Origin of the sequence: Haloplanus salinarum (assembly GCF_009762275.1) — an archaeon.
Lineage (GTDB): Archaea > Halobacteriota > Halobacteria > Halobacteriales > Haloferacaceae > Haloplanus > Haloplanus salinarum.
This window is the reverse complement of sequence record NZ_CP034345.1, coordinates 650,542-671,705: the sequence shown is the minus strand read 5'-3', so window position 1 is coordinate 671,705 and position 21,164 is coordinate 650,542. Positions and strand designations below refer to the sequence as shown.

Below are 21,164 nucleotides of genomic sequence, written 5' to 3'. Positions count from 1 at the left end.
GTCAGTACCGATGATCCGGCGAACCACCGGTAAACGGTTACGATAACCCGTATCAGTCGCCGTCAAGCAGCCGTTCGGACATCCGGTCGAACGCCTCGCGCTCGTCGGTCCAGAACGTCCGGAGGTCACCGAGCGGCTGTCGTACCGGCTCGGCCACGTCGTCGTGGACCTCGTACTCCTCGGTCGATTTGACCTCGTGGTAGGCGTCGCGGAAGGCCATCCCCTCCTCTACTTTCCGGTTCGCGGTGTAAGCGGCGAAGATGCCTTCGTCGACGGTGAACTCCTCGGAGAGTTCCAGGTCCTCGATCAGCGGCGTGAGGATGTCGACGGTGGCACGTACGGTATCGACGCTCTCGATGAGGTGGCCCTTCGTCTGCTGACTGTCGCGGTTGTACCCGCTCGGGAGCTTGCCGATGATGCGGCGGACCGCCTCCTTGCTCGCCGACACCTCCTCGGCTTTCGCCCGCGCCAGCTCCAGAATGTCCGGGTTGCGCTTCTGGGGCATGATGCTGCTGCCCGTGCAGTACTCGTCGGGCAACTCGAAGAACTGCTGGTCCTCGGAGAAGTTGATGAGGTCCTCGGCGAGCTTCTGGATGTCGAGCATCACCAGATCGAGCGTCTGGAGCAGCTGTAGCTCCTGTTTCCCGCGGTTCGAGCAGTAGATGGGGTTGTGCTGTTTCCCCGAGAACCCGAGTAACTCGGTGGTCAGGTCGCGGTCGATGTCGAGGCTGGTGCCGTAGGAGGCGGCGGCGCCGAGCGGGTTCGAGTCGACGATGCGGTAGGTCGCCCGCAGCGACCGCAGGTCGTCGACGAGCGCGTCGGCGTAGCTCGACGCCCACAGCCCCGTCGAGGAGGGCATGGCCTGTTGCTGGTGGGTGTATCCCGGGATGAGCATGTTCTTCTCGGCGGCGAAGGTATCGAGGGCCTCGACGAACCCCAGGATCCGGTCGGCGAGGTCGATGGTCGCGTCCTTCATGAACAGCCGGGTGTCGACGAAGACCTGATCGTTGCGCGACCGGGCGAGGTGCATCTTCTTGCCCGCCTCGGTGCGCTCGGTCACGCGCTCCTCGACGAAGGTGTGGACGTCCTCGCCCTCGACGGCCGGTGCCTCGTGGTAGAGGTCGGTGAGTGCCGCCCGTAGCTCGGCGAGTTCGTCGTCCGTCAGGAAGCCCTGCCGGTTCAGCATCGTCACGTGGGCGAGGTTCGTCAACACGTCGTACGGGAGAAACCGGTTCTCGAACTCCTTCGGCTCCATCGTGTACTGGAGTGTCGCCTCGCTCGCCGAGTGATCGGTGTTCTCCCAGAGCATGGCCCCGCTTGTCCGAGGACCGTACTAAGGGTTTCCGTCCGGCGTCGGGGATCAGAACGCCGTCGCCGACTTGCCCTTCAGCCCGAGCATCTCGCGCGTCTCGGCGGGGGTGGCGACCTCCCGACCCGCCACCTCGCGGGTGAGCCGGACCATCTTCTCGACCAACTCGGCGTTGCTCTCCGCGAGGCGGCCGCGTTCGAGATAGAGGTTGTCCTCCAGACCGACCCTGGCGTGGCCGCCCATCGAGACGGCCTGGGTGCCGAGGGGGAATTCGTGGCGGCCGGCGCCGATGACCGAGAAGGTGAACGCGTCGCCGAAGAGGTCCTCGGCCACGTCGACCAGGTGGTTCAGGTTCTTCGCGCTCGCACCGATCCCCCCGTGGATGCCGAGGACGAACTGGACGTGGAGCGGCGTCCGCAACAGCCCCCGGTCGAGCAGGTGTTTCGCGTTGTAGAGGTGACCGACGTCGTACACCTCGAGTTCGGGTTTGGTGCCGTGTTCGTCGAAGACCGGGAGGATGGTCTCCAGGTCCTCGAAGGTGTTCTGGAAGACCAGATCACGGGTGCCGTCGAGGTACTCGGCTTCCCAGTCGTACTCGAACTCGTCGTACTTCTCGACCAACTGGTAGAGGCCGAAGTTGATCGACCCCATGTTACAGGAGGCCATCTCGGGTTCGAGTTCGGGGACGACCCGGATCCGTTCGGTGGGCGCCATGGTCGGCGCGCCGCCGGTGGTCGGCTGGACGACGGCGTCACAGCGCTCGGCGACGCTCTCGGCGACCTCGCGGAACAGGTCGAGATCCGTGATCGGCTCGCCCGTCTCCTCGTCGCGGACGTGGACGTGGACGATGCTCGCCCCGGCCTCGGCGGCCGCGACGGCCTCGTCGGCGATCTCCTCGGCAGTGATCGGGAGGTGTGGCGACATGGTCGGCGTGTGGATCGCCCCCGTCACCGCACAGGAGACGATTGCCTTGTCGAACTCGCGCATACGAACGCGGATGGTCGGAACCGTGATATGTGTAGGGGGTCCACCCCCGTCGACCAGCCCGGGGCGGCACTCACTCGCGTCCGGGGCCGGTGTTCGCGGCGACGATGCCACCGATGGCGCCGAAGACGGCCGGGAACACGACCCCGGCTAGGAGGATCGCCGGCAGGAGTTCGGGTCGGCCGCTGAAGCTGGCGCCGAGTCCCTCGGACGAGACGCGGAACAGCACGGCGCCGACGGCCGACAGCACCAGATACGGGGGGACGACGAGGGCACCGGCGACCGCGCCGTCGGTCGTCCCGTCGACGCCCCGTGCGCGGCCGACGGCCAGTCCGGCCCCGACCAGCAGTGCCACCGGAACCAGGTACAGCAGGGCGGTGAACCCGTCACCGCCGACGAACGACGTCGTGCTCGATCCGCCGAACCCGAGGAAGTCGGCCTCGACGACCGTCTGGACGAAGTGGCTGTTGAAGAACACCCACCCGACGAACTCGATTCCGTTGCCGCCGCCGTCGAGGTTGCTGGATAGCTCGCCCAGTTCGGTGTCTTCGAGGCGGACGAGGACGAGCAGGCCCGTGAGCACGTAGCCGACGATCCAGGCGGCGGCGCCGGCGATGGCGCCCTCGACGAGCGGCAGGTCGTCGGAGTCGGTCTTCGGGGACATAGCCCTATGACTCGCGGATATAAAAAGAGGCTTCCGATACTGACACGGAGTTGATCGGAACGCGGACCCACCGGGGGCTGGCGTCCCGGTAGCCGGGACGCGGGGACAACGGCTAAGTCCCCGACCCCCGACCGCCCTGCCGTGACCTACGAACACACACCCGTGACGGTCGAAGGGAAGCGAGCGGTCGTCATCGGCGGCACGAGCGGCATCGGACGGGCGCTGGCGCGTGGCTTCGCGGCCGACGGCGCGGACGTGGTAGCGACGAGCCGGACCGAGGAGCGGGTCGCGGAGACGGCGGCCGACCTACGTGACCTCGGCGCCGAGACGGTCGAGGTGACCTGTGACGTGACCGACCGGGAGAGCATCGTCGAGATGCGTGACGCCGTGATCGACGAACTCGGCGGCGTCGACGTGCTCGTGACCTCCCAGAGCTACATCGCGCGGTCGACCCTCTCGGACGGCACCGAGGAGGAGTGGCAGCGCGTGTTCGACGTCCAACTCGACGGAACCTTCCGCGCGATCCAACTGTTCGCCGAGCGGATGGACGAGGGGTCGATCATCCCCATCTCCTCGATTTCGAACCAGACGGCGATCCCGAACCTCGTGCCGTACACGACGGCGAAAGGCGGGATCGACTCGTTCACCCGGGTGGCCGCGAAGGAGCTCGGCCCCGAGATCCGTGTCAACGCGATCAAGCCCGGCTTCGTCCGCTCGGAGCAGACGACGGGGACGTACGACGAGGGGACGGATCGGAACCGGGAGATCGTCCGGCGGACGGTCCACGGCCGGATGGGCGAGCCCGAGGAGATCGTCGGCGCCGCCATCTACCTCGCCAGCGACGCGGCCACCTACACCACGGGAAGCGTTCTGACCGTCGACGACGGCTTCACCGCCGACGCGTTCGGAAACGAGTAGCTCTCGGCCGCCCGCCGGAACCGAACCGTTCTTATCACCGTGCCGGGTACAGCAACGCGATGGATCGTCGGACCACGGCCGTCCGCGCGGCCCGCGCCGGCGCGGCCCTCGCGACGGAACTGTTTCGCACCGGACTCGACGCCGAGACGAAGGAGTCGGCGACCGACTACGTCACCGAGGCCGACAGGCGGACACAGGAGCGGATCGTCGACCGGCTCGCCGAGGACTACCCCGACGAGACGGTCATCGGCGAGGAGGGCGACGGCCGCAAGCGCCTGCAGTCCGGCGAGACGGCGTGGATCGTCGATCCCATCGACGGGACGACGAACTACGTCCGTGGCATGCCGCTGTGGGCGACGAGCGTCGCCGTCGTCGAGGACGGCGACCCCGTGGCCGCCGCGAACTGTCTCCCGCTGCTCGGTGACGAGTACCACGCGGACACGGAGGACGCCGTTCGGGACGCGTACCGCCCGGACGGGCCGGTCGACGGCGGCGACACCGCGACGGTCAGCGACACGGCCGGCCTCGAGGCGAGCCTCGTCGCGCCGACGCTGCGCTACACCGGCGACGGTGCCTACGGCTCGCTTCTCGGCACCCTCTCCCCGAACGTTGGCGACGTGCGCCGCTTCGGATCGGCCCAGACGACGCTCTCGCTCGTCGCCGGCGGTCACCTCGACGCCGCCGTCGGCGTCTCGGAGGCATACCCGTGGGACACCGTCGCGGGCGTCCACCTGATCGAACGCGCCGGCGGGACGGTGACGGATCTCGCGGGCGAGCCGTGGACGCCGGGAAGCGAGGGCCTCGTCGCCTCGAACGGCCGGATTCACGACGACCTGCTCGCGCTCCTCTGATCGGCGTGTCGCGGTCGCCGACATCCGACACGAACATCTATTGGGTTCGATGGTAGAGTTCGCACCATGGATCCGGAACGCGGAAAGCGGACGGACGGGGTGGTTCACCGGCCCTCACGGGAGTTCGTCGAGTCGACCAACGTCCACGATTTCATGGAGACGTACGACATCGACGACTACGACGAGTTGATCGAGCGCACCACCTCGACGGTCCCGGGCGAGCCACGCTCCGGCGTCGACTGGTTCTGGGACGAACTCGTCGACTACCTCGGTATCGAGTTCGACGAGGGGTACGACGCGATCCGTAACGACGCCGAGGGCCCGCAGTTCACCGAGTGGTTCCCCGGCGCGCGCCTCAACGCCGCCCACAACGTCCTCGACCGACACGCCGCGCCCGACGCCGAGACCCGCAACAAGGTCGCCTGCATCTGGGAGGGGGAACCCGGCGAGGTGCGGGAGCTCACGTACCACGAACTCCACCGCGAGGCCAACCGCGTGGCGAACTACCTGGAGTCACGTGACGTGGGCACGGGCGACACCGTCGCGCTCTACATGCCCATGGTGCCGGAGGTGATCGCCATCCTCTATGGCTGTCTCAAGGTGGGTGCCGTCGCCGTCCCGGTGTTCTCGGGGTTCGGCGTCGACGCGACGGCCACCCGTATCGACGACGCCGAGGCCTCGGTCCTGTTCACGGGCGACGGCTTCTACCGCCGGGGCGACCACGTCCGACTGAAGGGTACGGCCGACGAGGCCATCGAGCAGGCGGGCCACGTCGAACACGTCGTCGTCTACGACCGACTCGGCCTCGCGAGCGACGGGGCGATCCCGTGGAACGACGACCGGGACGAGCGGTGGACCGAGGCGGTCGGCGCGGCCGACGACGATTACGAGACGAAATCGCTCGACGCGAGCCAGGAGTCGATGCTCCTGTACTCCTCGGGGACGACCGGCAAGCCGAAGGGCATCGTCCACACCCACGCGGGCGCGCTCCTGCAGGCGGCCAAGGAGGTGTACTTCGGGATGGACCTCAAGCCCTCGGATCGCTTCTTCTGGGTCAGCGACATCGGCTGGATGATGGGACCGTGGACCCTGCTCGGGACCCACGCCCACGGCGGCACGGTCTTCATGTACGAGGGCGCACCGGACCACCCGGAGCCGGACCGGTTCTGGCGGATGATCGACGACCACGGCATCACGCAGTTCGGCATCTCCCCCACCGCCATCCGGGCGCTCCGCAAGCGGGGCGACGAGTGGGTCGAGGGCCACGACCTCTCTACCCTCCGCGTGTTGGGGTCGACCGGCGAGCCCTGGGACCCCGAGTCGTGGCTCTGGTTCTACGAGGAAGTCGGCGGCGGTGACACCCCGATTATCAACATCTCGGGCGGGACCGAGATCATGGGCTGCTTTCTCATGCCGATGCCGATCAGCCCGCTCAAGCCCTGCACCCTCGGCGGCCCGGGTCTGGGGATGGACATCGACATCGTCGACCGCGACGGCGAGTCCGTGGCCGACGCCCACGAGCGTGGCTTCCTCGTCGCGCGCGACTCCTGTCCGAGCATGACGAAGTCGCTGTGGAGCGGCGACGAACGCTACCTCGAGGAGTACTGGAGCACCTGGCCGGACCTGTGGGACCACGGCGACTGGGCCCAGCAGGACGCGGACGGATTCTGGTTCCTCCACGGCCGCGCGGACGACGCCCTCAACGTCGCGGGGCGGAAGGTCGGTCCGGCGGAAGTGGAGGGCGCCGCGATGGAACACGATGCGGTGAACCAGGCCGCCGCCATCGGCGCGGACGACGACACGACCGGGACGGCAGTCGTCCTCTATACCGTCCTCGAAGCCGGCGAGGCGGTGTCCGACGACCTGCGCGAGGCGATCCGGGAGACGGTCGGCGAGGAACTCGGCAAGCCGTTCCGGCCCCGCGAGGTCCGCTTCGTCGACGCCTTCCCCAAGACCCAGAGCGGGAAGATCATCCGCCGGGCTATCGAGGCCGTCCACCGCGGCGAGAAACTCGGCGACATGAGCAGCATCGAGAACCCGGAGGCGCTGGACGAAATCGAGAGCGCGCGGTAGCGGTCGGTCCGTACGCCGTCACACCCCGACCGGGCGAACCGGACCGGGCGCGACTACCGCGGCCCGAAGCTCTCGGCCCGGAGGTCGTCGACGCCGACGGCCTCGGCTACCGTCTTGGCGTCCCTGACGAACGACTCGAAGCCGAAGACGTACACCGTCGCGTCGTCGTCGGCGGCGATGGCGTCCGTCGCTTCGTCCAGCGACTCGACCACCATGACCGTCGCGCCGTCGGCCTCGAGGGCGTCCAGCCGGTTCCGGTGGGGCGGATCCTGCCCCCAGAAGACGACCGTCGCGTCGTGGTCGCCCGCCCGGGCGCGCTCGGCGATGCCCACCGCCGGGCCGATGCCCGGTCCCTCGGCGAGAACGACCGCCGACCCCTCGCCGGTGTAGCGAACGTCGCCGAAGGGGCCCTCGATCTCCACCGTGTCTCCCGGGCTCCGCTCGGCCAGCCACGGCGCGAGCGTCCCCTCGGGGACGTACTCGACGGTTACCTCCATCCGCCCCTCGGCGTCCGGCGACGAGAGGGTGTAGTAGCCGGTTTCTTCGACCCCGTCGACGGTCGCCCGAACCAGCAGGAACTGGCCGGGGGCGGCGTCGAAGCCGTCGGGCGTCCGTAGTTCCAGCGCGACCGTCCGCTCGCCGACGGACTCGACGGATTCGACCGTGACCTGAGGCATATCCGTGCAACCGCGGCGGGCGAGGATAAACCTTGGCCGATCGATCGGGGGCGGTGCGGTTCTCGCGCCGAAACGCTGGACAAGAGTTATGTCCCTCTTCGACGCCTGTGACGGTAGGTGCCCTCCATGAACGCCGAATTCACGCACCGACCGTCGTATACACACCTGACCGTCGAACTCGACGCGGGCGAAACCCTCGTCGCGGAACCCGGAGCGATGGTCGGCCACTCGCCGAACGTCGCCGTCGAGACGTCGACCAGTCGGGACGGCCTGCTCAGTTCCGCGAAATCCATGCTCGGCGGCGAGTCCATGTTCGCGAACGAGTTCGTCGCCGAGGGCGGCCCGGGGACGGTGACGCTCGCGCCGTCGACGCCCGGCGACGTGATGGAACACGAACTCGACGACGAGACGCTGTACACCACCGACGGGGCCTTCCTCGCCGCGACGCCCGGGGTGGACATCGACAGCGAACTCGGCGGGCTGAAGTCGATGCTCGGCGAGGCCAGCCTGACGCCCCTCGCGCTGAAGGGGACGGGCACGGCCTTCGTCGACGCCTACGGCGGCCTCGAACGCCTCGACCTCGACGCCGGCGAGTCGTACGTCCTCGACAACGAACACCTGGTCGCGTGGGACGACACGGTCGACTTCGAGACGCGGAGCGTCGGCGGCCTGAAGTCGACGCTCCTCGGCGGCGAGGGGCTGGTCTTCGAGTTCACCGGCCCCGGGACCGCCTGGTACCAGACCCGCGACCTGGACGCCTTCGTCTCCGTCCTCCAACCACGCCTGCCGAGCAACTGAGGGGTGTGGCCACCGCGGCAACCGACCCCGAGGTATAAGACCGAGACGAACGACCGTGAGGGTGTCATGCACGACACGGTACTCGCGAGCGAGACGCGGACGGTCGTCTCGCCCGGCCGGATCGAACTCGGCGCCGGGGCGGTCGAGGCCCTCGGCGGTCACGCCGCCCGGTACGGCGACACCGCACTCGTCGTCGCCACCGAACAGATCTTCGAGTTTCACGGCGACGCCGTGACCGACGGGTTGGAGGCCGCGGGCGTCGACCCCGTCGTCTACACGGACGTCCGCCCCGATCCGACCGTCGAGAACATCGAGTACGCGTACGCGCTCTACGACCGCGAGGACTGTGACATGATCGTCACCCTCGGCGGCGGATCCTCCATCGACACGGGCAAGGGGGTCGGCATCCTCGCGACCAACGAGGGGTCGATCCGCGACTTCGGCGTCGACCGCGCCGGCTACGAGGGCGTGCCCAACTCGACGCCGCCGCTGATCGCGGTCAACACCACCGCCGGCACGGGTAGCGAGGCGACCCGCTCGGTGGTCGTCAGCGACGAGTCCACGTCGACGAAGTTCCTCATCGTCTCCGCGAACGTCGTGCCCGACGTCGCCATCGAGGATCCCGTCCTCACGCAGTCGCTCCCCAAGAGCCACACGGCCTTCACGGGCATCGACGCTCTCACCCACGCCATCGAGGCCTACGTCTCGGTGAAGTCCTACAGCGTCCCCGACGGCTACGCCGAGGAGGCCATGGAACGTATCGCCCGCTCGCTGCCGGTCGCGTGGGCCAACGGCGACAACCTCGACGCCCGCGCCGACGTGATGGTCGGCCAACTCCAGGCCGGACAGGCCTTCACCAACGCCTCCGTGGCGCTGGTCCACGGCCTCGCTCGCCCCCTCGGCGCGCAACTCCACATCCCCCACGGACTCGCGAACGGGCTCATCCTCCCCTACGTCGTCGACTTCTCCGCGATGGCCGCACCCGAGAAGTACGCCGAGGTCGCGCGCATCCTCGACGCCGCCGATACGGACGACTCGACGCGTCAGGCCGCCGACGCGGCCGCCGACGGCGTGCTCGACCTCTGTGCCGACCTGAACCTCACCGGCTACCTCGACGACTTCGGCGAGGTACCCGCCCGCGAGGCGTATCTCGACGTGGTCGACGAGATGACACAGGACGCCATCGACTCCGGGTCGCCCGACAACAACCCCCGGAAGCCGACCCGCGAGGAGATCGCCGACCTCTACGTCACCATCTACGACGACGCGCTCGCGCCGGACAGCCCGCGCCGCTCCTGACGACACCGAGCCCTCCACATGCCCGCCGATCTCCCCACCCCCTCCCTCTTCGGTCTCGCCCTCCTCGCCGTCGGCCTGCTGATCACGCTCGTCAGCCTGCGGTACGTGTGGCGGTCGAGTTCCCTCCTGCGCGCCGAGACGGTGTCGCGGATCGACGGCGCGGAGGGAGCGCTCGTCCGTCTCACCGGCACCGTCGAAGCCGAGGGCGAGTCGATCGAGGCGCCGTTCAGCGGCGTCGACTGTGTCGTCCTGCGCCCGGTGGTCGAGGAGCGACGCGTCGGGAGCTTCCTCCTCCCGACCGACGTGACGATTCACGATCCGGCCCGGAGCCGACCCTTCGCCCTGCGGACCCCCCACGCGACGGTCCCGGTCGACGCCCCGTCCCGGACCGTCGCCCTCGATCCGACCGTCGTCGCCACGGTCGGAGCCGGCGAGACGCCGCCGGCCCGGATCGCCGACTACGAACGCGGGACCGCGGGGGTGGGCCCGGAATCCGGGTTCCGGTCGCCGCCCGCGTTGCTCGCCCCCCTCGCCCGCGCGCTCTCGCTCGGAAGGCGCCGGTACGCCGAACGTCGCCTCTCGCCCGGCGAGTCGGTGACCGTCGTCGGCCGAGTCGTCGACGGCCGCCTCGACCCGCTGCTCGTCGTCGACGGCTCGCCGATCCGGGCCCTCCTCCGGCTGTCGAAGACGGCGGTCGCCGGACTGCTCGTCGGCGTGTTCGCCGCCGCGCTCGGCGCCGGCCTCCTGATCGTCGGTTAGGCGCTGTCCGGCGGTTCGGCTGCGACCGGCCCCGCCAGCGGGTCCTCGTGTCGCGCCCGGAGCGCCGTCTTCGCGAACTTCCCCGTCGCGGTCTTGGGGATGGACTCGACGAACTCGAAGCGGTCGGGCACCCACCAGTCCGGGAACTCCCGGCGGACCTCGGCCGAGACGGCCGCGATCAGGTCGTCGCGGGCCGCGTCGGCCACGACGTAGGCGACCGGGCGCTCCCCCCAGCGCTCGTGGGGGACGCCGACGACCGCCGCCTCGCTCACCGCCCCGTGGCTCATGATGGCGTTCTCGACGGCCTGTGAGGAGATCCACTCCCCGCCGGACTTGATCACGTCCGCGGCCCGGTCGACGAGTTCCACGTACCCATCGGGGTCGACGGTGACCACGTCGCCGGTGCGGAGCCACGAGCCGTCGAAGGCGTCGCCGTTACCGTCGACGTACCCCTCTGCGACCCAGGGCCCCCGCACCCGGAGTTCGCCCATCGACTCGCCGTCGTGGGGGACGGAGTCGCCGTCGTCGTCGACCACCTCGAACTCCAGTCCCGGGAGGATCAGGCCCTGTTTCTTGCGCTTTTCCAGGCGCGTCTCGTAGTCCGCGTCGCGGAGTTCGGGCTTGAGGTGGGAGACGGCGCCGACGGGAGCCGTCTCGGTCATCCCCCAGCCGTGGACCACCTCGACGCCCCGGTCGTCGAACGCACGGATCAGCCGCTCGGGCGGCGCCGCGCCCCCGACGACGACCCGGGAGAGCGTCGAGAGGTCGGCGTCGTGGTCCTCCAGGTAGTCGAGGACGCCGAGCCACACGGTCGGCACCCCGGCGGTGAGCGTGACGCCCTCGCGTTCGATCAGGCCGACGAGGTCCGCGGGGTCGGGCGAGGGGCCGGGGTAGACCTGCTTCGCCCCCGCCGCCGTCGCGGCGTAGGGGAGTCCCCAGGCGTTGATGTGGAACATCGGGACGACGGGCATGACGACGTCCGAGTCGGCGATATCCAACCCCATCGGCGTCATGATCGCCATGGTGTGACTCCAGAGCATCCGCTGGGTGTACTCGACCCCCTTCGGATCGCCGGTCGTCCCCGAGGAGTAACACAGGCCGGCGGGGTCGTCGCCGTCGAGGGCCGGCAGGTCGCCGTCCGCGTCGTGGGCGGCGACGAACTCGGAGAACCCCGTCGTCGGAAGGGGGAGGTCCGGCTCCGTCGACCCGACGACGACGACCCGTTCGACGCTCTCGAAGGCGTCGGGGTCGTAGGCCGCACGGAGCGCGTCGGTCAGCGAGGGGTCGACCAACAGGAGACGGTCCGCCGCCTCCGCGACGATCCGTCGCACGTCGTCGGCCGGGAGCAGCGGGTTGATCGTGTGCAGTTGCGCGCCGAGAGCGGGCACCGCGAAGTAGGCCTCGAAGTGTCTGCCGTGGTTCCAACAGAGGGTCGCGACGCGGTCGCCGCGGCCGATCCCCGCCGCGCGCAGGGCGCTCGCCAGTCGGCGCACGCGGTCGGCGTAGCCCGCGTACGTGTCTCGGGTCTCCCCGGCTCCCGTCCGCGCGACGACCGCCCGGTCGGGGTACAGCGTCGCCGCCCGCGTCAGGAACGGACGGAGCGTCTGTCCGGTCATACGGTAGCCTCCGACAGCGTCGGCTAAAGTCTGTCGTCCGGAACGTTTTGACCCGGCCCCTCGATGTGGGCACATGGATCGCTCCCTCGATATCGACGGGGTCGAGGAGTACGACGGGCTGCGAGGGTTCGCCAGGCAGGCCTTCGTCACCGGTACCGCGGTGACGCTCCCGCTGATCGTCACCCTCCTCGTCCTCGGCGTGGTCGTCGATTTCGTCTCACAGCAACTCGATCCGATCGTCGAACTCGTCTCCCGGGTTACCGGCATCCAACCGGCCTCCGAGGTGACGCTCAAACTCCTCGCCGTGGTGACGCTGGCTGCCCTGATCTTCTGTATCGGCGTCGTCGCCGAGCGCCGCCCCGATCGCACCGGGTTCGGCGCCCTCTTCGATACGCTCGTCTCCCGCATCCCCGGCGTCGGCTCGTTGTACCGCAGCATCGACGAGATGAGCGGTCTCCTCCTCGACAGCGACACCGACAGCTTCCGGGAAGTGAAACTGGTCGAGTTCCCCACCGAGGGGTCCTACGCCGTCGCCTTCCTGACCGCCGAGACCCCCGAGGTCGTTCGGGAGGCGACGCCGGAGGCGGAGGGGATGGTCACCGTCTTTCTCCCGCTCGCACCCAACCCCGTGATGGGTGGGTACGTCCTCCACGTCTCCGCGGACCGCGTCCACGACGTGGACCTGACCGTCGAGGAGGGTATCCAGTCCATCGTCACCAGCGGCGTCGCCACCGGCCAGCGGTCCGGGAGCGAGTACGAGTTCAGCGAAGGGATGTTCGACCGCGTCAACCGGCGATTGGAGGCCGCGGACCTCGTCGACATCGGGGATCTGGAGGCCTACGCCGTCGACGCCTCCGAACAGATAGAGGAGACGGCCCGGGAAACCGTGGAGGCCGCACGGGAACGAACGGAGGGTGACGACGAGGACGCCGACGGACCGCCGGACTCCCGCCGTTAGCCGAGCGGTCACCGGAGCCAGGAGAGGAACCCGCCGTCGTCGTCGTCACGTTCGAGTCCCTGTTCCTCCGGCGGGACGACACCCCGCCGTCGCCCCTCGTCGAGCAGTTCGGCGTCGATGTCCGCCTGCGTGAAATCGAAAAAGCGCTCCTCTGGGAGGTCGACGTCGAGGACGTCCAGTGTCGTCGGGTCGCCACGGTTGTCGAAGGCGCGCCAGTCGTCGGGACCGTACGGCGCGCCGACGATGATGTGGACGTCGCCCTGGCCGAAGGTGCTCAGATCAGCCGAACTCGGCCGCAGGACGCCGTTCGGGTGGGAGTGGACCGAGCCGACCGACTGGACGTCGTTCGGCTTCATGCTCGTTTTCACCGTCGCGCTGACTGGGTTGGAGGTGGTGCCGGGGATGACCAGTACGTCGGTGATCACCTGTCCCGAGCGTTCGAGACCGAGTTTCCGGGCGTCCTCGGCGCGGAGAAAGCCCATGTACTCGTCGGGGTGGCTCTCCTCGCTGGCCTCGCGGACGAAATCCAGCGTCTCCCGCGCGATGCCGAGGAGTTCGCTCGACCGGAACAGGCGCATACCCCGACTCGGTGCCGTTCGCCCCTAAGGATTCCGGGCACGACCGTCCACCAGCATATAAACCAGCCGCCCACGAGGATGTGGTATGGAACGCGGGACACGGGCGGTGGAACCGTGACGGTGCAGTTACCGAGCGAGATCGTCGTCGATCGCTTCCTGCCGACGGTTCGGTCGATGCTGGCGGCCGAACTCGCGGACCGCGGGTTCGCACAGCGGGAGATCGCCGACCGACTCGGCGTCTCCCAGGCGGCGGTGAGCCAGTATCTCGCCGGCGAGGGGGGCGGCGAGGAGCGGTTCGTCGACGATCCGCGGATGCGGGCGACGATCGAGCGGATCGCCGAGGGCTTCGACACGGGTCGGATGGACGACTACGAGGCGCTGGCGGAACTCATGGAACTCGTCCGCGAGTTCGAGGACCGGGGGCCCATCTGTGCCATCCACGAGGAGGAGATGCCCGCGCTGGCGGGAATGGGGTGTGATCTCTGTGTTCGGGGCCGCGACCGGGCCCTCCAGGCCGAACGCGAGATCCTCTCGAACGTCCGCCGGGCGGTCAGACGCTTCGCCAACACGCCGGACGCGGCGGCCCACGTGCCGAACGTCGGGACGAACGTGGCGATGGCGCTCCCGGACGCGGCCGACGAGACCGACGTGGCGGCCGTCCCCGGGCGGCTCCACGCGATGCGCGGCGGCATCAACGTCCCCGCGAACCCGGAGTTCGGCGCCTCACAGCACGTCGCGACGACGGTGCTCGCCGCCACGGCCGCCGACCCCTCGATCCGGGGGGCGATCAACCTGGCGACGAGCGACGACCTCCTCGCGGCCGTGCCAGAACCGATCGACGCCGTCGAGTTCGACGCCGAGTACGCGGACCGTCGCGCCCGGCTTGGCGACCTGTTCGCCTCGGGCGTCCCCCGCGTCCTCTACCACGAGGGCGCGTTCGGCATCGAACCCATCACCTACGTCCTCGGGGAGAGCGCGGTCGATGCGGTCGAACGGGCGGCCGACCTGATCGCCGGCGCCGCGGCAAACTCCGAGGGCGACGGGGCGACGTGACCGGTCACTCCAGCAGACGGCCGTGGACGTCGATCTCGCCGTTCCGGATGCGGGTGCTGCTGATCCGGTTGCCCTCCTCGTCGACGATGAACGGCGGGGTGTGGATCTCGAGGGGCGACAGCCCGGCGTCGAGGCGACGCTCGTTGATCCCGTGAGCCCGCCGCTGAGCCGTGGCCTCCGGCGACGTGACGAGGGCGTCGGCGTCCTCCCGACTCGCCGCCGGGCCGGCCGGGTCCTCGAGACGGATGATCTCGCAGGACGCCGGATACGCCCCTCCGATCCGGTCGAGTTCTTCCTCGAGGGCGTCACGGCGGTCGGTCCAGGCCCCGAGTCGATCCGCGTGGGCCGGATCGCTCCGTGTCTCGGTCGCGAGTTCGGGCGACGTGAGTCCAACGACGACGTGGCCGTCGCCCGCGCCGTCGTGGCTGGCCGTCCGGAACGCGTGATGCAGGAGCGCCCGGTGTCCGTTGTGGATCGGGGTGAACGTCCCACCGAGGATCACGACGCGGTCGCGGTGTGACATGCTCCGACGTAGCGGACCGGCCCCCGAGTAGGTGACGGTGGCCGTGGGGCCGAACGTTCATGCGCCGTCGGCCCCACCGTCGGGTATGCGCATCGAGAAGAACGTGGGTGGACGCGACCGACTCGTGCGGACGGCCCTCGCGGCCGTCCTCACCGTCGTCGCCATCGCGGCGCTCGAACGGGGCAAGCGAACGACTGGCCTACTCGCCGCGGCGGGCGCGCTCGGTTTCGCGGTCAACGCAGTGACCTGTTTCTGTGGGCTGAACGCCGCCCTCGGGGTCGATACGACCGACGAGTGACGGTGGCGCCGGGGCACTAACCGGTTTGGGAGTTCGTCACACCACGTACGACGCCGACGGCGGGACGTTTATGTGGGTACCGCGACCCACGCCGAACGATGACTCATCGGATCGTCGTCACCGACTACGACTTCCCCGACCTGTCGATCGAACGCTCGGTCATCGAGGCCGCCGACGCCGACCTCCGGGGCGAGTACGCCCGGACCCCCGAAGAGGTAATCGAGGCCGCGGCGGGCGCCGACGCCCTGTTGGTACAGTACGCGGAGGTCACCGAGGCGGTGTTCGAGGCGCTCGATCTCCAGGCCGTCGGCCGGTACGGGATCGGCGTCGACTCCATCGACCTCGACGCCGCGACCGAGCACGACGTCCCGGTGGTGAACGTCCCGGACTACTGTATCGAGGAGGTGCCGACCCACGCGCTCGCGCTCCTGCTCTCCTGCATCCGCAAGGTCCCGAGTTACGACCGGACGATCAAGGGCGGGGAGTGGGACTGGACCGCCGGCAAGCCGATCCACCGCCTCACCGGGTCGACGCTCGGCCTCGTCGGCTTCGGCAAGCTCCCGCGTCGCCTGCGGGAACTCGTCGCCGGGTTCGACCTCGACGTCCTCGTCTACGACCCGTACGTCGACGCCGCGGATGTCGAGGCCGCAAACGCCGAGAAGGTCGACCTCGACGCCCTGCTGGAGCGCTCGAAGTACGTGTCGGTCCACGCCCCGCTCACCGAGGAGACACACCACCTCATCGACGCGGCGGCGTTCGAGCGGATGCGCGAGGACGCGATCCTGATCAACACTGCCCGGGGCCCGCTGGTCGACATCGACGCGCTCGGCGAGGCAGTCGAGGCGGGGGAGATCGCGGGAGCGGGCCTGGACGTACTGCCCGAGGAGCCGCCGGACTCGATCCCGCCGATCGACCACGAGTCGGTCGTCTACACGCCCCACGTCGCGTGGTACTCCGAGGAGTCGATGGCGACCATGCGACGGACGGTCGCCGAGGACGTGCTCGGCATCCTGCAGGGCGACACACCCCGAAACCCCGTAAACGACGTCGACGGGACGGAGTGAGCGATCATCGAGGGCGGACACGCGCCGACCCGACCGCGCGGGCGCGGAGGGAGCGTCGCCGCCACCGCTCGTGGGGTGCCCGGCCGTGAAGGTATTCGCCTCGAAACGGGCACGCCGGCGTGCCCTCGTTCATTTCCTCGTCGCCGGCCTCGTTTTCGTGGCCGCGACGGTCCTCGTTCGCGACCGACTGTGGATCGTGACCGACGTCGCGGCGCTACGGGCGTTCGTCGCCGGGTTCGGGGTGTTGGCACCCGTCGTCCTGATCCTCCTCCAGACCCTCCAGGTCGTGTTGGCACCGATCCCCGGCCAGGTGCTCGCGGTCGTCGCCGGCTACCTCTTCGGACCGTGGTGGGGGACGCTGTTCAACGTGATCGGCATCGGCCTGGGCAGTACGATCGCCTTCTGGCTGTCACGCCGGTTCGGACGCGGCTACGTCGAACGGGTCGTGAGCGCGGCGGTGCTGGAGCGGTTCGACGACCTGGTCGAACGGCGTGGCCTCCCCGCCCTGTTCGTCCTCTTTCTGATCCCCGGGCTGCCCGACGACGCGCTCTGTTTCGTCGGCGGCCTGACGACGATCCCCCTCCGGAAACTCGTCGTCGTCGCCGTCGTGGGCCGGGCACCCGCCTTCTTCCTCGCCAACGTCCTCGGCGACCTCGTGGCGACCGGCGAACTCCGTCGGGCCGGACTCCTGTTCGTCGTCGTCACCGTCGTCGCCGTCGCCGCCTACCTGCAGCGTGACCGGATCGCGGACGTGCTCGACGATCTGCTCCCCTAGTCGGGCCCGACGGTTTGGTGACCGCGATCGGACGCTAGGGGTATCGTGGCCCTCACTCGTCGGCGTCCGACAGGTGGCCGGGGGTCCACGCCCCGTCGAACTCCTCGTGGCGGTAGGGTTTCGCGTTCTCGCCGCTGTAGGTGGCGACCAGTTGCCCGTCGCCTTCGAGGTGGTACTTGTAGGTGGTGAGTCCTTCGAGGCCGACGGGGCCGCGGGCGTGGATCTTGCCCGTACTGATGCCCACCTCGGCGCCGAGGCCGAATCGGTAGCCGTCCGCGAACCGGGTCGAGGCGTTGTGGAAGACGCTCGCGGCGTCGACGCCGCGCATGAAGGTCCCCGCGCGGTCGGCGTCCTCGCTCACGATGGATTCCGTGTGCTTCGAGCCGAAGGCGTTGACGTGATCGACGGCGGCCGCGAGGGAGTCGACGACCTTGATCGAGAGTTCGAGGTCGCCGTACTCGGTCGACCAGTCCGCGTCGGTCGCGGGGTCGACGTCGACGACCTCGCGGGTCGCGGCGTCGCCACGGAGGGTGACGCCCGCCTCGCGGTAGCGCTCGACCATCGCGGGCAGGAACTCGTCGGCGACGGCCTCGTGGACCAGCAGCGTCTCGACGGCGTTGCACACGGCGGGGTACTGCACCTTCGCGTCGAAGGCGACGTCCGCGGCCATCCCCAGGTCGGCCGCGCGGTCGACGAAGACGTGACACACGCCCTCGGTGTGGCCGAGGACGGGGATGCTCGTGTTGTCCTGGATGTAGCTGACGAACTCGGAGCTCCCCCGGGGCATGAGCAGGTCGACGGAATCGTCCATCCCGAGGAGCGTCGTGACGTCCTCCCGCGCTTCGATGAGCTGTGCCCAGCCGTCGGGCACGTCGGCCGTCGCCTCGACGATGAGTTCGTACAGGACGCGGTTGGAGTGGCTGGCCTCGCTCCCGCCCTTCAGGATGACGGCGTTGCCGGACTTGAGGCTGAGCGCAGCGATCTGCACCAGGGCGTCGGGCCGGGACTCGAAGACGGTGCCGATGACGCCGATGGGAACGCCGACCTTGTAGAGTTCGAGGTCCTCGTCCAGCCGTCGGGCCTCCAGCGTCCTGCCCAGGGGATCCTCCTGGTCGGCGACACTGCGAACCATCTCGGCGATGTCGTCGAGCTTCGACGCCGAGAGGTCGAGCCGGTCGACGAGCGCCTGGCTGTACTCCCCGGCTTCGAGCAGTTCCTCCGCCGCCGCGACGTCCTTCGCGTTGGCCTCGAGGATGCGCTCGTGGTTCGCGTCGATGGCGTCGGCGACGTTCCGCAGGGCGGCGCTCCGCGTCCCGTCGTCGACGTTCGCCAGCTCCAGCGCGGCGGTCCCTGCCTCTGCGACCTTCTCTTCGGTGGATTTGGCTTGCTCAGTCATCGATGACTCCGTTCACGGGGACGAATACGGTGCCCACGGATTTGCCAGTAGCGATTCGTTCGAGCACGTCCGGCTCGGCCGACCCGGCGATGATCGCCGGGATGCCGTGTTCGCTCGCATCCCGTGCGCCCTCCACCTTCGTCCGGATGCCGCCGAAGCCGATTCCGTCGCTCGAACCGCCGGCGACGAGCTCCTGAACGCGGCCGTAGTTACGGCCGACGGCTTCGATGCGCTCCGCGTCGGGGTCGTCCTTCGGGTTGCCGGTGTAGACGCCGTCGACGTCGGTGAGCGTCACCAACAGGTCCACGTCGACGCCGATGGCGACCGAGGAGGAGAGCATGTCGTTGTCGCCGATCCGAATCTCCTCCGTCGCGACGGCGTCGTTCTCGTTGATGATCGGGACGACGCCCCAGTCGAGTAGCGTCTCGATGGTGTTCCGGAAGTTGGTGAACCGCTCGGGGTCCTCCAAGTCGTGATCGGTCAGGAGGATCTGAGCGACCGTCCGGTCGTAGCGCTCGAAGCTCTCCGTGTAGCGCCGCATCAGGTGGCTCTGGCCGACCGTCGAAAGCGCCTGTGACTCCTCGACCGTCTCGGAGGGGTAGTCGATCCGGCCCATGCCGGCGCCGATGGCGCCCGACGAGACGAGGATGACCTCCTTGCCGCGGGCGAGCAGGTCCTCGATGTCGTCGACGAGTTTGTCGAGTTTCGTGTCGTCGAGGTTGGACTCGTCGTCGGTCAGCGAGTTCGTCCCGGCCTTGACGACCACGCGCCCGGCCTCTGCCGCGAGCCGCCGCGCCCGCTCGACGGTCGCCGCCTCGACGACCTCATTCATCGTCGAATCCACCGGACAGTTCCCGGGAGCGGTCGGCCGCCGCGTGCAGGGCGTCGCCGACGGCGACGTCGACGTCGCTGTCCCACAGCACCTCCATGCCCTCGATGGTGGTGCCGCCCTCGGTCGCGACGGCGTCGATCAGGTCGTCGAGGGACTCCTCCGAGCGGAGGACCGTCTCGGCGGCGCCCTTGAACGTCTGTGCCGCGAGCGTCCGGGCGTCATCGGCGTCCATCCCCTCGGCGACGGCACCTTCCTGCATCGACTTGATGAGGTAGTAGACGAACGCCGGGCCGCTCCCGTTGAGTGCCGTCGCCACGTCCATCAGGTCCTCGTCGATCACGACGAACTCGCCGAGGTCGTCGAGGACCGCACGGACGTCCGCGTCGGGAGCGTCCCAACTCACCGCCGCGGCCATGGTGCCCGTCTCCGCGGCGAGGTTGGGCATGAGTCGGACTACCGTCGCGTCGGTGTGGCCGGCGACGAACGCCCGCGGGACGCCGGCGGCGATGGTGACGAGCGTCTGGTCGGGGGAGAGATCGAGATCGGCGAGGACGGGGCCCACCACCTCCGGTTTCACCGCGACGAACACCACGTCCGCGTCGGCCGTCGCGCTCGCGACGTCCGTCGTCGTCTCCGCACAGTACGGCTCCATCGCTTCGAGGGCGTCCGTGTCCAGATCACACGCGGTCACCCTGTGGGTGTCGACACGGGAGAGCCCCTTCACCAGGGCTCCGCCCATGTGGCCACACCCGATGACGCTCACGGTAGTCATATCGTACCCTCCTCTAGACGCCGACCCCAATATACGGACTTTGATTCGCTCCAGCGTTGCGACGCTCGCTCACTCGTAGGTCGTCGAGTAGCCGCCGTCGTGGAGCATGTCGCCGCCGTTGAGGTGGCTGGCGTGGCTCGAGAACCCGAAGACGAAGAGGTTCGCGACTTCGGCGGGCGTTATCATCTCCGTCGAGCGGGCCTGACCCAGCATTACGTCCTCGACGACCTCCCGTTCGGAGATGCCCCGCTCCGCGGCCGTGTCCTCGATCTGGTTCACCATCAGGGGCGTCAGGACGTAGCCGACGCTCACCGAGAAGCCCCGCAGGGTGCCCTCTCCCTCCGCGGCGATGGCGCGAGTCAGTCCGTTCAGTCCGTGTTTGGCCGTGATGTACGCGGCCTTGTCCTGCGTGGCGTATCGCCCGTGAACCGAGGACATGTTGCCGATGGCACCGACGCCATCGTCGGTCGCGCGGATGTGCGGCATCGCGAGTTTCGCGGTCAGGAACGGGGCCCGGAGCATCACGTCGAGCAGTTGGTCGTATTTCTCCATCGGGAACTCGGGGAGCGAGGCGATGTGTTGCATCCCCGCGACGTTGGCGACGTAGCGCAGGTCGCCCCGCTCGGCCGCGGCGTCGACCATCGCGGCCACGTCCCCGTCGTCGGTGAGGTCGGTAGGCACCGGCAGGACCTCGCCCGCGGCGCCCACGTCGGCGGCGAGGTCGACGGTGCCGTCGAGTCCGCCCTCGTCGACGTCGGCCCCGACGACCGTCAACCCGTTCGCCGCGAGGGCGACGGCCGTGGCGCGGCCGATGCCCGACGCCGCCCCCGTCACCACGGCGACGTCCCCGTCGGTGAACCGCTCGTCGTCGAGAACGAGGAGGTCGTCGGCGGTCAGTTCCGGTTCGCTGAGGTCGAACTCGTCCGTGGACATCTGTGTCCGTAGTTCGTGACCGGGCGGTAAAACG

The 21,164-nt window shown here is 69.2% G+C and carries 22 protein-coding genes; 11 read left to right on the top strand and 11 right to left on the bottom strand.

Translation table 11 applies throughout. The features are described from left to right. Positions 1 to 52: 52 nt before the first annotated feature. The 3 genes from argH to EI982_RS04645 all read right to left on the bottom strand — a co-directional run bounded on the left by argH (position 53) and on the right by EI982_RS04645 (position 2,957). Positions 53 to 1,309: an argininosuccinate lyase gene (gene argH, locus EI982_RS04655; protein WP_157688374.1), complete on the bottom strand. Its 1,257-nt coding sequence runs from the start codon at positions 1,307 to 1,309 to the stop codon at positions 53 to 55. A gap of 51 nt (positions 1,310 to 1,360) precedes the next feature. Next, positions 1,361 to 2,296 (bottom strand): 3,5-dioxohexanoate:acetyl-CoA acetone transferase, encoded by a 936-nt coding sequence (locus EI982_RS04650; protein WP_157688373.1) that lies wholly within the window; start codon positions 2,294 to 2,296, stop codon positions 1,361 to 1,363. A gap of 70 nt (positions 2,297 to 2,366) precedes the next feature. Continuing rightward, entirely contained in the window at positions 2,367 to 2,957 is a 591-nt protein-coding gene (locus EI982_RS04645) for a DUF7978 family protein (protein WP_157688372.1), read from the bottom strand. A 141-nt stretch (positions 2,958 to 3,098) separates the two neighbouring features. Here EI982_RS04645 and EI982_RS04640 point away from each other — a divergent pair, with 141 nt between their 5' ends. The 3 genes from EI982_RS04640 (at position 3,099) to EI982_RS04630 (ending at position 6,799) form a co-directional block, all read left to right on the top strand. Next, positions 3,099 to 3,875: an SDR family NAD(P)-dependent oxidoreductase gene (locus EI982_RS04640; protein WP_157688371.1), complete on the top strand. Its 777-nt coding sequence runs from the start codon at positions 3,099 to 3,101 to the stop codon at positions 3,873 to 3,875. Positions 3,876 to 3,934: 59 nt separating this feature from the next. After that, on the top strand, positions 3,935 to 4,726 hold the full coding sequence (locus tag EI982_RS04635; protein ID WP_157688370.1) for an inositol monophosphatase family protein: 792 nt from the start codon (positions 3,935 to 3,937) through the stop codon (positions 4,724 to 4,726). Between the two features lie 66 nt (positions 4,727 to 4,792). Beyond that, positions 4,793 to 6,799, top strand: coding sequence for an AMP-binding protein (locus EI982_RS04630; RefSeq protein WP_157688369.1), 2,007 nt, complete (start codon positions 4,793 to 4,795; stop codon positions 6,797 to 6,799). A gap of 53 nt (positions 6,800 to 6,852) precedes the next feature. Here the strand turns inward: EI982_RS04630 and EI982_RS04625 are convergent, their stop codons facing one another. Beyond that, a complete protein-coding gene (locus EI982_RS04625) occupies positions 6,853 to 7,476 on the bottom strand; it encodes an FAD-dependent oxidoreductase (protein ID WP_157688368.1) in 624 nt (207 codons plus the stop codon). A gap of 126 nt (positions 7,477 to 7,602) precedes the next feature. Between EI982_RS04625 and EI982_RS04620 the strand changes: the two genes are divergently transcribed. The 3 genes from EI982_RS04620 (at position 7,603) to EI982_RS04610 (ending at position 10,332) form a co-directional block, all read left to right on the top strand. After that, positions 7,603 to 8,274 carry a TIGR00266 family protein gene (locus EI982_RS04620; RefSeq protein WP_157691061.1) on the top strand — a complete coding sequence of 224 codons (672 nt, stop codon included), beginning with the start codon at positions 7,603 to 7,605 and terminating at the stop codon, positions 8,272 to 8,274. 66 nt (positions 8,275 to 8,340) lie between these two features. After that, on the top strand, positions 8,341 to 9,573 hold the full coding sequence (locus EI982_RS04615; protein WP_157688367.1) for an iron-containing alcohol dehydrogenase: 1,233 nt from the start codon (positions 8,341 to 8,343) through the stop codon (positions 9,571 to 9,573). A gap of 18 nt (positions 9,574 to 9,591) precedes the next feature. Next, a complete protein-coding gene (locus tag EI982_RS04610) occupies positions 9,592 to 10,332 on the top strand; it encodes a hypothetical protein (protein WP_157688366.1) in 741 nt (246 codons plus the stop codon). Here EI982_RS04610 and EI982_RS04605 read toward each other — a convergent pair. Further along, the gene (locus EI982_RS04605; RefSeq protein ID WP_157688365.1) at positions 10,329 to 11,948 is read right to left on the bottom strand and encodes a long-chain fatty acid--CoA ligase; all 1,620 of its coding nucleotides are present in this window, start codon (positions 11,946 to 11,948) and stop codon (positions 10,329 to 10,331) included. The two genes, EI982_RS04610 and EI982_RS04605, sit on opposite strands and share 4 nt — an antisense overlap. A 73-nt stretch (positions 11,949 to 12,021) precedes the next feature. Between EI982_RS04605 and EI982_RS04600 the strand changes: the two genes are divergently transcribed. After that, positions 12,022 to 12,906, top strand: a complete 885-nt coding sequence (locus EI982_RS04600; RefSeq protein ID WP_157688364.1) for a DUF502 domain-containing protein — start codon at positions 12,022 to 12,024, stop codon at positions 12,904 to 12,906. Between the two features lie 8 nt (positions 12,907 to 12,914). Here the strand turns inward: EI982_RS04600 and EI982_RS04595 are convergent, their stop codons facing one another. Then, positions 12,915 to 13,484, bottom strand: a complete 570-nt coding sequence (locus EI982_RS04595; RefSeq protein ID WP_157688363.1) for a Mov34/MPN/PAD-1 family protein — start codon at positions 13,482 to 13,484, stop codon at positions 12,915 to 12,917. A 114-nt stretch (positions 13,485 to 13,598) separates the two neighbouring features. On the opposite strand from EI982_RS04595, the gene EI982_RS04590 reads away from it, so the two are divergent. Further along, positions 13,599 to 14,537, top strand: a complete 939-nt coding sequence (locus EI982_RS04590; RefSeq protein ID WP_157688362.1) for a thiamine-phosphate synthase family protein — start codon at positions 13,599 to 13,601, stop codon at positions 14,535 to 14,537. 4 nt (positions 14,538 to 14,541) lie between these two features. Here the strand turns inward: EI982_RS04590 and EI982_RS04585 are convergent, their stop codons facing one another. After that, a complete protein-coding gene (locus tag EI982_RS04585) occupies positions 14,542 to 15,060 on the bottom strand; it encodes a phosphopantetheine adenylyltransferase (RefSeq protein WP_157688361.1) in 519 nt (172 codons plus the stop codon). A gap of 85 nt (positions 15,061 to 15,145) precedes the next feature. Between EI982_RS04585 and EI982_RS04580 the strand changes: the two genes are divergently transcribed. The 3 genes from EI982_RS04580 to EI982_RS04570 all read left to right on the top strand — a co-directional run bounded on the left by EI982_RS04580 (position 15,146) and on the right by EI982_RS04570 (position 17,197). Beyond that, entirely contained in the window at positions 15,146 to 15,358 is a 213-nt protein-coding gene (locus EI982_RS04580; RefSeq protein WP_157688360.1) for a YgaP family membrane protein, read from the top strand. A 98-nt stretch (positions 15,359 to 15,456) separates the two neighbouring features. Then, on the top strand, positions 15,457 to 16,422 hold the full coding sequence (locus tag EI982_RS04575; RefSeq protein ID WP_157688359.1) for a C-terminal binding protein: 966 nt from the start codon (positions 15,457 to 15,459) through the stop codon (positions 16,420 to 16,422). 85 nt (positions 16,423 to 16,507) lie between these two features. Next, a complete protein-coding gene (locus tag EI982_RS04570) occupies positions 16,508 to 17,197 on the top strand; it encodes a TVP38/TMEM64 family protein (RefSeq protein ID WP_233255289.1) in 690 nt (229 codons plus the stop codon). 52 nt (positions 17,198 to 17,249) lie between these two features. Here EI982_RS04570 and EI982_RS04565 read toward each other — a convergent pair whose 3' ends face one another. The 4 genes from EI982_RS04565 to EI982_RS04550 form a co-directional block, all read right to left on the bottom strand. Then, positions 17,250 to 18,593 (bottom strand): glutamate-5-semialdehyde dehydrogenase, encoded by a 1,344-nt coding sequence (locus EI982_RS04565; protein WP_157688357.1) that lies wholly within the window; start codon positions 18,591 to 18,593, stop codon positions 17,250 to 17,252. Next, entirely contained in the window at positions 18,586 to 19,425 is an 840-nt protein-coding gene (proB, locus tag EI982_RS04560; protein WP_157688356.1) for a glutamate 5-kinase, read from the bottom strand. Before proB ends, EI982_RS04565 begins: the two co-directional genes overlap by 8 nt. Then, positions 19,418 to 20,197, bottom strand: coding sequence for a pyrroline-5-carboxylate reductase (proC, locus tag EI982_RS04555; protein WP_157688355.1), 780 nt, complete (start codon positions 20,195 to 20,197; stop codon positions 19,418 to 19,420). The genes proB and proC overlap by 8 nt, the downstream gene beginning before the upstream one ends. Before the next feature lie 69 nt (positions 20,198 to 20,266). Then, positions 20,267 to 21,130 (bottom strand): SDR family oxidoreductase, encoded by an 864-nt coding sequence (locus EI982_RS04550; RefSeq protein WP_157688354.1) that lies wholly within the window; start codon positions 21,128 to 21,130, stop codon positions 20,267 to 20,269. Positions 21,131 to 21,164 lie beyond the last annotated feature (34 nt).